Source organism: Actinomyces sp. ICM39, from assembly GCF_000282935.1.
Taxonomy (GTDB): domain Bacteria; phylum Actinomycetota; class Actinomycetes; order Actinomycetales; family Actinomycetaceae; genus Pauljensenia; species Pauljensenia odontolytica_B.
Genome location: NZ_ALCB01000140.1, coordinates 1 through 13,508, shown reverse-complemented (window position 1 = coordinate 13,508; position 13,508 = coordinate 1). Strand labels below are relative to the sequence as shown.

General features: G+C 66.3%; 14 protein-coding genes and 1 tRNA gene. 5 read left to right on the top strand and 10 right to left on the bottom strand.

Annotated features, from left to right (window positions below; translation table 11 throughout):
* The first annotated feature begins 263 nt into the window (after nucleotides 1-263).
* Nucleotides 264-647, top strand: coding sequence for a hypothetical protein (locus tag HMPREF1137_RS08965; RefSeq protein ID WP_009054585.1), 384 nt, complete (start codon nucleotides 264-266; stop codon nucleotides 645-647).
* 110 nt (nucleotides 648-757) lie between these two features.
* Here HMPREF1137_RS08965 and HMPREF1137_RS08960 read toward each other — a convergent pair whose 3' ends face one another.
* The 5 genes from HMPREF1137_RS08960 to HMPREF1137_RS08940 all read right to left on the bottom strand — a co-directional run bounded on the left by HMPREF1137_RS08960 (nucleotide 758) and on the right by HMPREF1137_RS08940 (nucleotide 5,299).
* Complete coding sequence (locus HMPREF1137_RS08960) at nucleotides 758-1,255, bottom strand: hypothetical protein (protein WP_009054602.1); 498 nt, start codon at nucleotides 1,253-1,255, stop codon at nucleotides 758-760.
* A gap of 179 nt (nucleotides 1,256-1,434) precedes the next feature.
* Nucleotides 1,435-1,845, bottom strand: a complete 411-nt coding sequence (locus HMPREF1137_RS08955; protein WP_009054597.1) for a hypothetical protein — start codon at nucleotides 1,843-1,845, stop codon at nucleotides 1,435-1,437.
* Nucleotides 1,846-1,980: 135 nt separating this feature from the next.
* Nucleotides 1,981-2,054: transfer RNA gene (locus HMPREF1137_RS08950), tRNA-Pro, on the bottom strand.
* Nucleotides 2,055-2,193: 139 nt separating this feature from the next.
* On the bottom strand, nucleotides 2,194-3,174 hold the full coding sequence (locus HMPREF1137_RS08945) for a metallophosphoesterase (protein ID WP_009054588.1): 981 nt from the start codon (nucleotides 3,172-3,174) through the stop codon (nucleotides 2,194-2,196).
* Between the two features lies 1 nt (nucleotide 3,175).
* On the bottom strand, nucleotides 3,176-5,299 hold the full coding sequence (locus HMPREF1137_RS08940) for a transglycosylase domain-containing protein (protein ID WP_034497604.1): 2,124 nt from the start codon (nucleotides 5,297-5,299) through the stop codon (nucleotides 3,176-3,178).
* A gap of 168 nt (nucleotides 5,300-5,467) precedes the next feature.
* Here HMPREF1137_RS08940 and HMPREF1137_RS08935 point away from each other — a divergent pair, with 168 nt between their 5' ends.
* Together HMPREF1137_RS08935 and sp36 are read left to right on the top strand one after the other, a co-directional pair.
* Nucleotides 5,468-5,818: a WhiB family transcriptional regulator gene (locus HMPREF1137_RS08935; protein ID WP_009054634.1), complete on the top strand. Its 351-nt coding sequence runs from the start codon at nucleotides 5,468-5,470 to the stop codon at nucleotides 5,816-5,818.
* A 9-nt stretch (nucleotides 5,819-5,827) separates the two neighbouring features.
* Nucleotides 5,828-6,007: a Sp36 family protein gene (gene sp36, locus HMPREF1137_RS08930; protein ID WP_009054623.1), complete on the top strand. Its 180-nt coding sequence runs from the start codon at nucleotides 5,828-5,830 to the stop codon at nucleotides 6,005-6,007.
* A gap of 142 nt (nucleotides 6,008-6,149) precedes the next feature.
* Here the strand turns inward: sp36 and HMPREF1137_RS08925 are convergent, their stop codons facing one another.
* From HMPREF1137_RS08925 to HMPREF1137_RS08910, 4 genes are all read right to left on the bottom strand, one after another.
* Complete coding sequence (locus HMPREF1137_RS08925) at nucleotides 6,150-6,833, bottom strand: Crp/Fnr family transcriptional regulator (protein ID WP_003791132.1); 684 nt, start codon at nucleotides 6,831-6,833, stop codon at nucleotides 6,150-6,152.
* Nucleotides 6,834-7,013: 180 nt separating this feature from the next.
* Complete coding sequence (locus HMPREF1137_RS08920; protein ID WP_009054629.1) at nucleotides 7,014-7,919, bottom strand: alpha/beta fold hydrolase; 906 nt, start codon at nucleotides 7,917-7,919, stop codon at nucleotides 7,014-7,016.
* The gene (locus HMPREF1137_RS08915; RefSeq protein ID WP_009054633.1) at nucleotides 7,916-9,589 is read right to left on the bottom strand and encodes a hypothetical protein; all 1,674 of its coding nucleotides are present in this window, start codon (nucleotides 9,587-9,589) and stop codon (nucleotides 7,916-7,918) included. Before HMPREF1137_RS08915 ends, HMPREF1137_RS08920 begins: the two co-directional genes overlap by 4 nt.
* A gap of 54 nt (nucleotides 9,590-9,643) precedes the next feature.
* The gene (locus HMPREF1137_RS08910; RefSeq protein WP_034497600.1) at nucleotides 9,644-10,573 is read right to left on the bottom strand and encodes a hypothetical protein; all 930 of its coding nucleotides are present in this window, start codon (nucleotides 10,571-10,573) and stop codon (nucleotides 9,644-9,646) included.
* 17 nt (nucleotides 10,574-10,590) lie between these two features.
* Between HMPREF1137_RS08910 and HMPREF1137_RS08905 the strand changes: the two genes are divergently transcribed.
* Nucleotides 10,591-11,427: a hypothetical protein gene (locus HMPREF1137_RS08905; RefSeq protein WP_009054631.1), complete on the top strand. Its 837-nt coding sequence runs from the start codon at nucleotides 10,591-10,593 to the stop codon at nucleotides 11,425-11,427.
* Between the two features lie 9 nt (nucleotides 11,428-11,436).
* Here HMPREF1137_RS08905 and HMPREF1137_RS08900 read toward each other — a convergent pair whose 3' ends face one another.
* Nucleotides 11,437-12,207 carry an HAD family hydrolase gene (locus tag HMPREF1137_RS08900; protein ID WP_009054605.1) on the bottom strand — a complete coding sequence of 257 codons (771 nt, stop codon included), beginning with the start codon at nucleotides 12,205-12,207 and terminating at the stop codon, nucleotides 11,437-11,439.
* A 144-nt stretch (nucleotides 12,208-12,351) separates the two neighbouring features.
* Here HMPREF1137_RS08900 and HMPREF1137_RS08895 point away from each other — a divergent pair, with 144 nt between their 5' ends.
* The gene (locus HMPREF1137_RS08895) at nucleotides 12,352-13,368 is read left to right on the top strand and encodes a hypothetical protein (RefSeq protein ID WP_034497596.1); all 1,017 of its coding nucleotides are present in this window, start codon (nucleotides 12,352-12,354) and stop codon (nucleotides 13,366-13,368) included.
* The last annotated feature ends 140 nt before the right edge of the window (nucleotides 13,369-13,508 follow it).

Genomic DNA, 13,508 nt, shown 5'->3' with positions numbered 1-13,508 from the left:
GTGAGCGCTGATCCCCAGTTCCGGCCCTCGACTGAGTAGATAGTGAGGAGGGGGCGGCCCGTTGGGGTCGCCCCCTCCTCGTGCGTGCGTAGGAGCCGTCCTCTCCTCGTATCGAATGGAGCGGCTATCAGGCTCGTTCGTCATTCGTGCAGTGGATTGTGTAAAAAATGCACGCATGTTCGTTAACCGCGAGGTAATCAATGACGAAAAAATCCGATATGCTTTGCGGGTACCCATCACAAATACTCGAAGGAGTAACCCTCATGAAAAAGCGTCTTCTGACCGCCGCCCTCGTCGCGCTGCTGCCCCTAAGCCTGGCTGCCTGTGGTGGACAGTCCAAGCAGGCTGCCTGCCAGATCATCAATGACAAGGCCATCAAGGCAGTTGATGGCCTGGATCCGAGCAACACGGAAGACATGATTCAGGGCATGACCAACGTTGCGACTGTCCTGAAGTCTGACGACATTACCAACACGGAAGTGAAGGCTGCTGCGGTGGCTGCGGGCGATAATGCTCAGGCTCTCGCCGATTTCGCCAAGACGGTGGGAGGTGAGCCTTCGGCAGAGCAAATGACCGAGGCTATGAATCTGTACACAACCTTCACGACGTCGATGTCGTCGCTCGAAACGGTGTGCAACGCGCGCTGACGCACACCATCAGATTGTGTATGCCCGCGTGTGGGCATTGAAAGGTGAGGGTGGCCCCGCGGGGCCACCCTCACTTCTATCTTGACGGGTGTCGTGTGCTCGCCAGAGCGTCACTTACCGGTGCACACCGTCTGAAGACTGTTCATCGACTCCAGGTACTCTGACGTCGCTGACAGAATCCGGGAGCGCTGCTCGGCCGTCGGCTGATCGTCGGCCGCCTTGGTCGCGTCGAGGAGCTTCTGCGCGCTGTTCGCCAGGCTGTTTGCTGCGACCTTGACCTCGGGGTTGGTGATTTCGTCGGACTTCATGATGTCAATGAAGTTGGACAGGGTCTTGATGACCGAGGCCTTGTCCTTCTCGTTCAGGCTCGAGGAGATAGCGTTGGCCTTGTCGTCGAGAATGGCGCAGGCCTCTTCCTTCGTCTGGCTCGACTTCGAAGAGCTCGACGCGGAGGGCGATGCCTGCGTAGGTGTGCTGGTCGGCTCCTGCGAAGGCGCGGACGAGGACGACTGCGAGGACGTCGGGTTGTCAGTCTTGACCTGCAGGCACGCGGACATGCCGAGGGGTAGCAGAGTGATGAGGAGGGCGGCTGCAATACGACGCTTCATGGGATGCTCCTTGAAAGGTTGAAGTGTACGTTCTCGCTCAGTCTAACCCCAAAAGCATGAAATTAACATATCGGTCAGTGAGGTCGTACTGACGCGGGAAAATCGGGGGTAATCGGACGCCTCGTCATGGTGTATGACACTGCTAGATACCTGGCCGGCGCATGGACTGTCAATGCGACTCAGTACTTGTAGCCGCACGTGTGAAAGAGCTCGGTCTGGTGGGTGTTGAGCTGCTCGAAGGACGCCTGGAGATCCTGTATCTTCTCCTCGTCCACGTTCTTCGGATCCTCTGACAGGGCCTGAGCCTTCTCGGCGACGGTGCGCCAGTCGGCCGCGACCTGATCGACAGAAGCCTTCACCTCTGAGTTGGTGATCTTCGCGGAAGCCGTCTCGTAGGCTTCGGCGAGCTTTGTGAACGATTCGCCCGGATTCTCCGCCTCGCCCAGGCGTGCGTTGACGAGGGCGACGCCGGCTTCCTTCAGGGGGCCGGAAAGCTCCTCGCAGGCGGAGGTCTTCGATGCGATGGAACAGCCGGCCATGCCGAGGGGCAGGAGGGCGGTGACGAGTGCGGCAACAATGCGGCGCTTCATGGAGGACTCCTTGGTGCGTTGATGGCGGATGCCCACGTAGTCTAACCAGGGTTTCCGTCGTTGTAGTAATCCGATTGAAAGCCCGGACTCGGTAGACAAAAATCGCCGGGACCAAACGGTCCCGGCGATTACCGGTCGGGGTGGCGGGATTTGAACCCACGGCCTCTTCGTCCCGAACGAAGCGCGCTACCAAGCTGCGCCACACCCCGGTGCCGTTCGAGTATAGCCTTACCTCGCCGATATTCCCAAACGGAGATCAAGCAAGGATCGTAAGTGTGTTCCACGCCGCATTGAGTTGTCTCGTTGGCAGCCACTTCGCTGGGAACCAACGAAGCGCGACAGACACGGTTAGGCCGGGTACACGTGGATGAGCGACGCCTCGGGGCGAGTGGCGATGCGGACCTTCGCGTAGGGGGACGTGCCCAGGCCAGCGGACACGTGCAGCCATGCAGTCGATCCGTCCGGTGCCTGCCAGCGCTTCAGACCCTTCGCGTAGGGGCGCGAAATATCGCAATTCGTGATGATCGCGCCGACCCCCGGAATACCGATCTGGCCACCGTGCGTATGACCCGCGAGGATCAGGTCAGCACCCCTCGACGTAAGCGCGGAGACGACACGGGTGTACGGCGCGTGGGTCACCCCCAGGCGCAAGACATCGGGTGCCGCCCACGACGAGGCCGGGGCCCCCAGGCGATCACGGTGAATATGCGCATCGTCTGTCCCCAGGAGCGAGACCGTGCCCGTCGCCAGATGAAGTGTCCCGGACGCGTTCGACAGGTCCACCCAGCCGGCCTGGCGCATCTGACGCACCATCGGCAGGTAAGGAAGATCAGGAACGACGCGCGCCGGGTGCGGCTTCGAGCGCGACAGGTAGCGACTCCACCGCTTCGGAATCGGCGAATAGTAGTCATTGGAACCGAGTACGAAGGTGCCCGGGTAGGACAAGAATGGACGATACGCATCCATCACCATGTCCAGAGCGTCCACGGACCCGAAGTTATCGCCGGTCGCCACGACCATGTCGAAGCGCTCCGAGGCGGCCACGTCGGACAGGAAACGCAGCAGAAACTCCTGGCCCGCGAATAGGTGCAGATCCGCAATCTGCAGGATTCGAACCTCGGGGACGCGTGCGCGGACCGGGACCTCGTAGCGTCGCAGGATTGGCATGGTGCGCTCGATCGAACCCCAGGCCAGCGCGGCGCCGCCCGCTGCCAGCCCGGCAAGCCCCAGCCCACCGACGACCGCGCCGGCGGTGCGCAGGAGGCCACGGCCTCGTCGAGAGGACGAAGCCGTGGCCTCCTGAAGCAACGCTGCCGTATCAGTCGTCATCTCAGTGGCTCGGCGACGGCGACGGAGTCGGGGACTGCGAAGGAGCAGGCGTCGAGCCGCGCTGCGGGATGGACGCGCCGATGTTCGCGTTCGACACGGCCTCCACCGGGGTGCCCGCCAGCGCCTGCGTCATGTAGGGTGCCCAAATGTTCTGGCCGACATAGGTCTCACCGAAGATCTCGGAGTGGTACACGCCGTTGATGACAACGCCGGACACTTCCTGCGAGGAGTTGTCGCCGTGACCCACCCACACGGACGTCGCGAGCGACGGCGTGAAGCCCGTCAGCCACGTGTTCGCGTGCCCGTCGGTGGTACCCGACTTCGCGGCGAAGGGCCGACCGTCGCCCAGGCGCGTCGACGTGTAGTACTGGCCGGCCGAGGCCGTCAGAAGGGCCGCCGTCTTGTTCGCAAGGTCAGGGGAGATGACCTCCTTGCAGTCCGCCGCAAACTCCTTGAGAACGTTCTCGTCGCGGTCGGTCACGGACTCGATGGACTGGGGCTTGCACTGCTGGCCGGAGTTCGCGATCGTGGCGAACACGGACGCCATGTGCAGCGGGGAACTCGACACGGAGCCGAGGATGTTGGCGGGGAAGGGGGCCGGGACCTCGCCGTCCTCCGTGATGCCCATGTCGTAGGCGGTCTCGAAGATCGAGCAGAAGTCCACGCGCGACGCCATGTTCACGAACGCCTGGTTGACCGACTGGCCGGTGGCGCGCACGACGTTCATCGTGCCGGTCTTACCCGCGAGGTCGTTGACCTGGTAGCCCTCGGTGGTGATGGAGCGGCCATCGCACTTGAAGGAGCCGTTCGGGTAGAACGTGTTGGCCGACCCCACGGTCTCGTAGGCCGAGTGTCCTTCCTTGAACCACTGCAGGAGGGTGAACACCTTGAAGGTCGAGCCCACCTGGAAGTTACCGTCGGCCGAGTAGTTTGCCATGGTCTGGCCGCTCTCGATGCCGTAGGTCGTGTTCTGGGCCATCGCGAGCACCTTGCCGGTGCGCGGGTCCAGCGACACGAGCGCGTCGTTCAGGCCGGAGGCGTCGCCCACGGGGATCGCGTTCGTCAACGAGGCGTAGGCCGCGTCCTGCTTCGCGGTGTCCAGCGTCGTACGGATCGTGATGCCCTGGGTCTTGAGCAGGCGCTCGCGCTCGATGCGCGTCGCGCCGAATGTCGGGTCCTCCAGGAATTGGGACAGGACGTAGTCGCAGAAGTATGCCTTCGAGGAGTCGGCGCCCGAGCAGCCCTCCGAGGATACCGTCGGGTGCAGCATCGAATCGACCGACGTTGCGATGCCCTCGTCGTACTCTTCCTGCGTGATGACGCCCTGGTCAAGCATCGTTGCCAGGACCGTGTCGCGGCGTTCCTGGGCGGCCTCGGGGTGCGTCAGCGGATCGTACTGGACGGGGGACTGAACGAGGCCCGCGAGGAGCGCGGACTCAAGATAGTTCAGCTCCGACGCCGACTTGGAGAAGTAGCGCTGCGAGGCGGCCTCGACACCGTAGGTGATGGGGCCGAAGGGGGCGATGTTGAGGTAACCCGTGAGGATTTCGTCCTTCGACTGGGTCTTCTCCAATGCCAGCGCGTACTTGATTTCGCGCAGCTTGCGCTCAGTGGTCTGCTCGGTCGCTGCGCTCACCTGGTCCGCGTCGCCCTCGAGGTAGCCGCGCTCTGCCAGCGAGTTACGCACGTACTGCTGGGTGATCGTCGAAGCGCCCTGGCGGCCGCTATCGCCCAGGTTCGTCACGAGCGCACGAGCGATACCCGTGGCATCGACACCGTTGTGCTCGTAGAAGCGCTTATCTTCGATCGCGACGATTGCCTTCTTCATAACGTCAGCGATGTTGGCACTGGGCACAACGATGCGCTGCTTGTCGTAGAAGTGGGCGATCACGGCGCCGGAAGAATCCAGCAGCTGCGATTCCTCAGCCGGAGCGACCGTCTGCAGATCACCGGGGAGCTCGTTGAAGACGGAGGGAACCGACTTGGCAACGAGCGCGGTGGGGCCGGCAATGGGGACGAGCATGCCTGCTCCGACGACACCCATGAGCGCGGACACGCTCAGGAATGCCATCAGCAGCGCGAGCAGCTGGGCCGGTCGGACAGCACGAGAGTGAGAGTACGACATATTCCTAGCTTACGTGGCGGCGTGCTCATCTGGCGTTTGGCGACGCGTGAGAATTGCCTGATGGGTCACGCCTGATGGCTGCAATCGTGGTCGCAGCGTTTGCACCCACAATCGTATGTGTGTATGGTCACAAGCAGGGCTCGTAATACAGTGAAGTGGAGTTCCACGATGTCAACGCAAGGCGACGACCAAAGCTGGGTCGCCCGCGCGCTCTGCGCGTCCATCGAACCGGACGTGCTGTTCGTGCAGGGTGCGTCCCAGCGTCAGGTTCGTATGCGCTGCTATGAATGCGAGGTTCGCCTCGAATGCCTCGCCGACGCTCTCGAATCCGAGGCGAATTACGGCGTGTGGGGTGGCCTGACTGAACGGGAACGCCGCGCGATCCTGCGCCACTATCCGCACGCGGACAATTGGTTGGAGTGGCTACGCACTTCTGACGAGCCGCTCGCCCGCGAGCTGCGCAGCCCACATGTCCCAAAGGTACTGTCCTTCGTGCGCCCTCAGATGGCGGGCGGGTAGGATGGAGCCATGACTAAATGGGAATACTCCACGATTCCGCTGCTCACGCATGCGACGAAAGCAATCCTCGACCAGTGGGGCGCCGACGGGTGGGAACTCGTCCAGGTGATCCCCGGCCCCACGGGCTCCGAGAACCTGGTGGCCTACCTCAAGCGTCCGATTGAGGAAACGCCCGCCGTTCAGAACTGACGCGCAGCAGCTCTGCGCATCAACGAGGCCGTGGTCCCTCGTGCGGAAATCGCACGAGGGACCATGGCCTCGTTCATATCGTCAAGCAAAAGGTTGGGCCCGACACCGCGAGGTGTCGGGCCCAACCCTGTGTAGGCTGCGGTCAGCGAGCGCGACGCGCCAGGCGATCGACGTCGAGGAGGGTCACGGCGCGACCTTCCAGACGGATCCAGCCGCGCGACACGAAGTCGGCCAGAGACTTGTTCACGGTCTCACGGGAGGCGCCGACCAGCTGGGCGAGCTCTTCCTGCGTGAGGTCGTGGGGGACGTGGACGCCCTTGTCGGTCGCGGTGCCGAAGCGGTCTGCAAGGTCCAGGAGGGCCTTGGCGACGCGGCCGGGAACGTCGGAGAACACGAGATCCGAGAGGGACTCGTTGGTGCGGCGCAGGCGCTGCGCAAGGGCGCGCAGCATGTGCTTGGCCAGGGTGGGGTTGGTGTCGAGCACGTGCATGAGATCCTCGTGCTCGAGGTAGAGGAGGGACGCCGGGGAAACGGCGGTTGCGGTGGTCGAGCGCGGGCCCGGATCGAAGAGCGTGAGCTCACCGATGATCTCTCCGGGGCCCAGGACTGCGAGCAGAGACTCGCGGCCGTCGCTGGACGTGTGGCCGAGCTTCACCTTGCCCTCGGTCACGATGTACAGGCGATCGCCGAGATCGCCTTCGTCGAAGAGAGTCTCTCCGCGACGCAGGGTCGTATGACCCATCTTCTGCTGGAGGGACACCTGCTGTGCATCATCAAGGCCACCGAACAGCGGCACCTGGCTGATGAAGTTTCCGTCACCGATCATGGTGCGGAGCTCCTTCCGCTCGTGCCCGATTGCTCGGGCGTTTCGATTTGGATTGCGCAGTGGATCCCATACGTAATACCACTCACGAGGAGGTACCGCGCATCACACCATTATGCCCTATCTATCAGGTGAAATGGGCTTCATTTCGTGTTTTGTGTGAGCTGTCTAATGAAAAATGCACTAGTTGGCGTGTGCTACCACGTGTGCTGACAGAGCCTCGGCAACCGCCTGCGGTGCTTCTTCGGGGAGGAAGTGTCCGGCCTCGCGAATGACAATCTGGGTCAGCGGCGCATCCACGAACTGGGCGTCCGCCGCGTGATCCAGCGCAGACCAGGCGCCGTCGTCGCGTCCCACCAGGGACAGGACGGGCACGCGCACCGGCTCGGCGAGGAGGCGACGCTCCTCGCGCGAGATCTTGCGGGCGGCGCTCAGGCCGCGCAGGGCCGTGTGTGCGGCAAAAGGTCGGCGCAGCGCAGCGCGGTACGTGCCCGATTGAGAGACGAGGCCGTCCACGTTCCCGGGCGATGCCCACGCGCGGAACACGGTCGTCACGAGGGAGCCAGATCGCAGTGCGCGCTCGCGCCCGGTGGGCAGCGCGAGGCGCCCCTGCAGGACGCGGCCACCCGCCCAGGGTGCGCGGCCGATGACGGGCTGGACGCCGAGCGGGTGGGGAGCGGACAGGACCGCGATAGAACGCAGCTCAAGGGGTGCCAGGGCACCGATCATCCACGCGACCGTGCCACCGATCCCGATGCCGGCCACGGAGAACGAGGCCACGCCGAGGGCGCGCACAACGCCGATCACGTCGTTCGCCATCTGCTGGAGATCGCAGTCTCCGCGTGTCAGGTCGGAGGTTCCGAAGCCTCGCAAATCGAGGGCGAACACGCGAGATGTGGACTCAGCGAGGGTGGGAAGCACGTCGCGCCATGCCCACCAGTGCTCCGGGAAGCCGTGCAGGAGGACGAGGGCATGATCCATACCCTCGCCCATGTCGGCGACGTGAAATGCGGCGCCGCCAGCGCTCACGTGCCGGTGGGTCCAGGGACCCTCAAGCTCGATCGCGCTGGCGGGAATCAAGGTCTTCACTTGCGGGCCGCGTCCTTTGCTGCCTTCTTGCGGGCGCGCTTGGAGTAGAAGGCGCCCGCCGGATTGATGGCTTCAATCGAGGTGCGCAGGGCCTCCTCCTCGCGGCCGGTGCGGCGCGCCGAGTGCGACACGTACGCCAGGCCCAGGAGCGCGATGCCCAGCAGGGCGAAGCGACCCGAGTAACCGGAGGCCTGCAGGTGGTGCGACAGGTTCGCGCCCAGGGAGCCCGTGTTGGTCAGCGCGGTGAGCGCGGACAACACCGACGCGCCCGTCATGCCGGGGGCCATGATCCACGGAAGGCCAACGACCAGAGTGACCAGGCCCATCAGCCACGCACCGAGCGAGGAGCGGCGCGCCGTCACAAACAGGATCGCGGAGATAAGGGTCGCGCCGAGGAGCTCGCCCAGCGCAACGATGGATGCGACGCCCGTGTACATGGGGGCGGCGTCCGCCAGAGTCATGCGCGCTCCCGCGTCGGCGGCCAGGTACCAGCCGGCGGGCACGAGCAGGAGGAACAGCAGGAAGGACAGCCAGTGCGCGCCCGTGCGCGAGGGCATCTCCGTGACCTCGGGGGCGGCGGAGAAGAGCTCGTCGTCCAGTCGCGGGGACTCGGACTTGTCGCCGCGCGCGGCGGTCGACGCGATCGCGGCCAGGGTTGCGGCCTCGCTGTCGTTGTCGCCCTCGCCCAGCAGGGAGCGGCGGCGCGGGCGAGCCTCCTCGGCGGCGTCCTGGTCCTCAAAGGAGTACGAGGCCTGGGCGTCCTGGGTGGGCAACTGGGTCGTCGGCTCGGTGAAGGGGGCGGCTTCCTCGGTGGGCAGGTCGAGCTCGGCGAAGGGATCCTCGGCCTCGTCCGAGGAGGCCGTCTCGTCCTGCTCGACAGGCGTGAGCGCCGGGATCGACGGAGAGGTGGCATCGTCGTCATCGCCGAAAATCATTGAGCGACGCGAGGTCAGTGTGTGCTCGGCGGCGGCGCCGCCGACGGCTGATTCCTCCGCCTCGTGAGCCGCATTAGCCTCGTCGGTAGCCGGTTCGTCGGTAGAATCGTCGGCTTCGGCACCTTCCTCGGCCTTCTCAGCGGCGTCGTCCGTGCTCAGACCCATCGCCGCGGCAGCCTGCGCGGGCGTCATGACGGGCGCCAGCGTGGGCTCGGGATCGTCGACGGTCTCCACCTCGTCGGACGCATCCTCGGTCTGCTCGGCCTCGGGAGCGGCATCCTGCGAAGAGGCGTTCTCCTCGTCGACCTGCTCGGACGCGGGTTCTTCGTTGGCGGGGGCGTTGTCCTCGGCGGGCTCCTCCTGCTGATCGGCGACCTCTTCGGACACCGTGTCCGCGGAGTCGTCGGAAGAAACCTCGGCCGTGTCCTCGGCCTCATCCGTCGGGGATACGATCGGAAGGTCACCCTCCGGGGCAGTGACGACGGGCAGCTCACCCGTCGAGATCTTGTCCTCGATCGTGGGCTTGAGTGGGGCAGCAGCCGGAACGCGTCCCGTCAGTCCTCCGATTGCGACCGCCTCGATCTCACCCGTGTGGATGGGCTCGCTGGACTCGCCGATGATCGCCGACGCGTCGGAATCTTCGCCCGGCAGCTCGATCTCTTCACCGGTTAGTACCACGTTCTCGCGGTCCTCCTCGGCGCGGTCGCGCTGGACGTCAAACTCGTTCTCGGACATGCTTCCTCCTTATATCTGCCCACATATTACGGTCCGCATGCGCGCTTGCGCGCATTAGCCCTCGGCAGGCCCCTCATTCGCCGATGCGTCGTGCGACGCATCCAGGCTCTTCAGGGCGCGCACCCGCGCCCACAGCACGCCCATCGACGCGCATCCCGTCGCCATGCCGAGGGCGGCCAGGGGCGGAGAGGCGAGCGCGAACTTCGTCATGATCGAGGGGCCGGGAACGATCACGTTTCCCGTCAGCGACGCCCACACCGGCAGAATCACGTAGCTTGGCAGCACGAGGATGGTCCACGTGGCGATCTGAGTGCCCGTGATCGACCAGCGCGCGCTCACCACCAACAGGGCGAAAGCCAGGCCTGCCCCGAGGGCCAGCAACGGCATGAGCGTGTGCCCCTCGAGCACGCCCTCGAGCCCCATCGCGGCAACGTTCGTCGAATCAGAAGGCGCGGCGGCCACCATCAGCACACCGGCGGCGACAGACGCCGGCAGCGCGACCGTTGTGCCAAACGCGTGACGGTGTACGCGGGCGAGCGGCATGCGTGTGTCCTTGCCCGCGCGCACCCGCACCGACTTAATCGTCAGCGCGCACGCGCCCAGCATGAGTGAGAGGCACACCGGGTAGAGGCACCACAGGACACCGGCGAACATGTCCTCGGCGCCCACCGAGGACTTCATGAGCAGCGGCAGACGCGCCACTCCCAGGAACTGCGCGGCCCCCACGACGAGTGACCACACGAATGTGACGACCATGCCGGCGCTCGACTCCTCGCAGTTCAAGGCGATCAGCGCGATCAGCATCGACGCCAAGGCCATGCCGATGAGGCCCTCCACTGAGGCCAGGGGCTGCCCGACCGAAGCCAAGGCCTGCACGTCGACCATCGATGAACCCAGAAACACCAGGGCAACCGGCGCGAAAATAAAAGCGAACAACCCCGAGCGCAGGCGCGCGGAGAAGTTTCGATGCTGCAAAAGCGTCATGCCCCTAGTGTAGAGGGGTGAGTATCGAAGCCCTCGTCGACCCCGCGCCGGCCGTGCTGCAGGCGGCAGCCGCCCGCCCCGACGTCGCATCCGCCATGGACGAGGCGCACGCGGCGCTCGCCGACCTGCGTTTCAGTGAGGGGCTGCGCCGAGGCTGGGAGGAAGCACGCGCGGAGGCAGCCGTGCGCGAAGCCGCCGCCCTGTCCATCATCGAGGGTGCTCGCACGAGCGTCGACGATGTGCGCGCCCTGTCTATGGCTGACGATGGGGGAGCGGGCTCGGACCCGGGAGCCGCGCTGGCGCTGGGGATCTGGCGCTCGCAGTGGAACCTGGCCTCGCGCTTCCCTGCTCTCAACACACGTTCTCAAGGGGGCGTTCGTGTCGCTCCCACGCCCATGCCCGCGCTGATCGCGGGGCTGCATAGGGATGCCTGTTCCGGCCTGGTCGCCTCAGGCCTCGTCGAGTCCCGCACGGTTGCAGTCCCCACCGATCCCGCCCTGCTCGCATCCGCCCTCGCCTACACGCGCGCCGATGCGCCCGGCCTCGCCGTCGCCGCCGCCCTGACCGCCCACTTCCGTTTCCGGCGCGTCTTCGATCCGGCCTCGTCCGTCGTGGGGGGCGGACTGGCGCGGTGGATCCTCGTCACCCGAGGCGTTGACCCGACCGGCGTGTGCGTGCCGAGCGCCTACGACGCGCTCGATCCGGCGCGCGCGGGGCGCGAACTCGCCGGGTGGGTGAGCGCCGACGAGGCCGGCCTGGCCCGGTGGATCATCCACTACTGCGTGGGAGTCGTTTACGGCGCCAAAGTGGGGCGCGACGTCGCCCGCCACGTGCAGGCGGGCCGTCTCTCCTAAGGCTGTTTCTCAGCGGCGCAGCAGCATGCAGGCCGCCGCGCCCACGGCGACGCCGGCGATGAAAGGCACCGCGACCTTCGCGGGCGTGGGAACCTCGCGCGGCAGGACGCGCACCGTGGACGTGAACGTGAGGGTTGGCCAGCCTTCGCGCTGCGCCATCTCGCGCAGGGCGCGGTCCGGGTTGACTGCGTAGGGGTGGCCGACGAGGCGCAGGAGCGGCGCGTCCGACACCGAATCCGAGTAAGCCGAACACTCCGACAGGTCCCATCCGCGTGCGCGAGCCAGGGCCTCGCAGGCATCCGCCTTGCCCTGCGCCTGGTTGAAGTGCGTGATCTCGCCCGTGAAGCACCCGTCGTCGTCGACCGCCGCGCGCGAGGCGAGGACCTCGTCAGCCCCCAGCATCTGCGCGATCGGGCGCACCACCTGCTCGACCGACGCCGACGCGATGACGACGACGTCGCCCGCCCGCTTGTGCTGCTCGATGCGCGCGAGCGCCTGCGCGTAGCAGACGGGCTGAATCGTGCGCTCAAGCGCGTCCTCGACCGTGGCCTCGAGGAACGCGGCATTCCATCCGCGCCCCATGCGCCCCAGTGCCTGCGCCATCTGTTCCATGCGCGACTCGTCGGCGCCCGCGAGCAGGTATGGCAGCTGCACGAGGACGGAGGTGAGCGCGGTGCGACGGTTCATGAGGCCCGCCTCGATGAACGGACCGGACAGGGCCACGTTCGAGGACGTGTCCAGAATCGTCTTATCCAGGTCGAAAAAGGCCGCGCGTACCATGGCGTCTACTCCAGCGTTGGCTCAATCCACAGGGGTCCTCCATCGGATCCCTTCTGTGCACAGGGTGGCATTTTGGGTCCATGTTGTCCACAGGGGCGCGCCTGGGTGTGGACCGGTGGGGTACTCGAGGCGCATCGTGGCTGCATGACTACCCACGATACCGAGGATCCGAGCCTCGTCGCCCTCGTTGGCCTGACCCCGCCGGACCTGGAGTACGCCCGTGACGCGGTGGAGCTCGCGGGGGCGCGCGTGTCGTCGAACCCGGCGCACGCCTCGTTAGTCCTGGCCTCACCGGGCGCGCCCGTGCCCCCGGGTGCCCCATGCGTGCGCGTCGGGGATGGGGGACAGGTGAGTCTACCCGTGGATACGGCCCTCCTCGTCTCTCTGATCGCCGAGGCCGGTCGCCGGTCGGGCAGGGTGGGCGCGGTGTGGGTGGTCGCCGGGACCGCGGGCGGGGTCGGCGTTACCAGCGTTGTGCGGCTCCTGGCCCGTGAGTGTGGGCGTCGTCGAGGTGCCCGCGAGCGTTTGTGGCGTAGGCGTGCGGATCGTGAACGCGGGGATGCGCGGGAGGTCATCGTTGTCGATGCCTCCGGGTCCGTACCCGGGTTCGCGCGAGCCTGCGAGCACGATGCGCCCGGCGTGCGCTGGGCCGACCTCGATGCGGGCGAGGACTCCTATCTGCCGTCGCTGCGCGATCACCTGCCCACTGTGGGCGGAGTGCGTGCCCTCGTCGGCGATGCACGCGGCGGGGCCGGCGCGGACGACCCGCGGGTGGTGGCTGCCTGTCGATCACTACGCGCGTCCCTCATCGTGGACGCGGGACGATGGGACGCGCGAGCTGCTCGCTGTGCGTCCGTCATTCATGCCGACGCTCTCGTCCTGCTCACGCGCGCGGACCTGGAGGGCGCGTCGGCGATGGCCGCGAGCCTCGCATCCCATCCGCCTCCCTGTCCCGCGATCACGCTTGTGTCAACAGGTCGTGGGAGGCGTAGCTCGGGGCTGCATGCGTGCGCACCCCGGCCGATTCTGCGCGCCCCCACGCACCCGGGCCGGGACCTGCGTGCCCTGCGACGGGCTCTCGCATCCCTCTCTCCGGCGCGCTCTCGCGAGCGCCCCCTCGATCACGGTGACGCGCCGTATCTGGAGGTGGCCCATGCCTAACGCCTTGATGCTGCTCGCGCGCGGCGCGCCGCCCGCCCGCGCGACCGCCGACGCGTCGCGACCCGGGTGTGGTGCACGCGAAGCCGCTGGCACGCTCGAGATGCTGCGCGCACGCCAAAAGGGCATGGACCCAGCCCTCT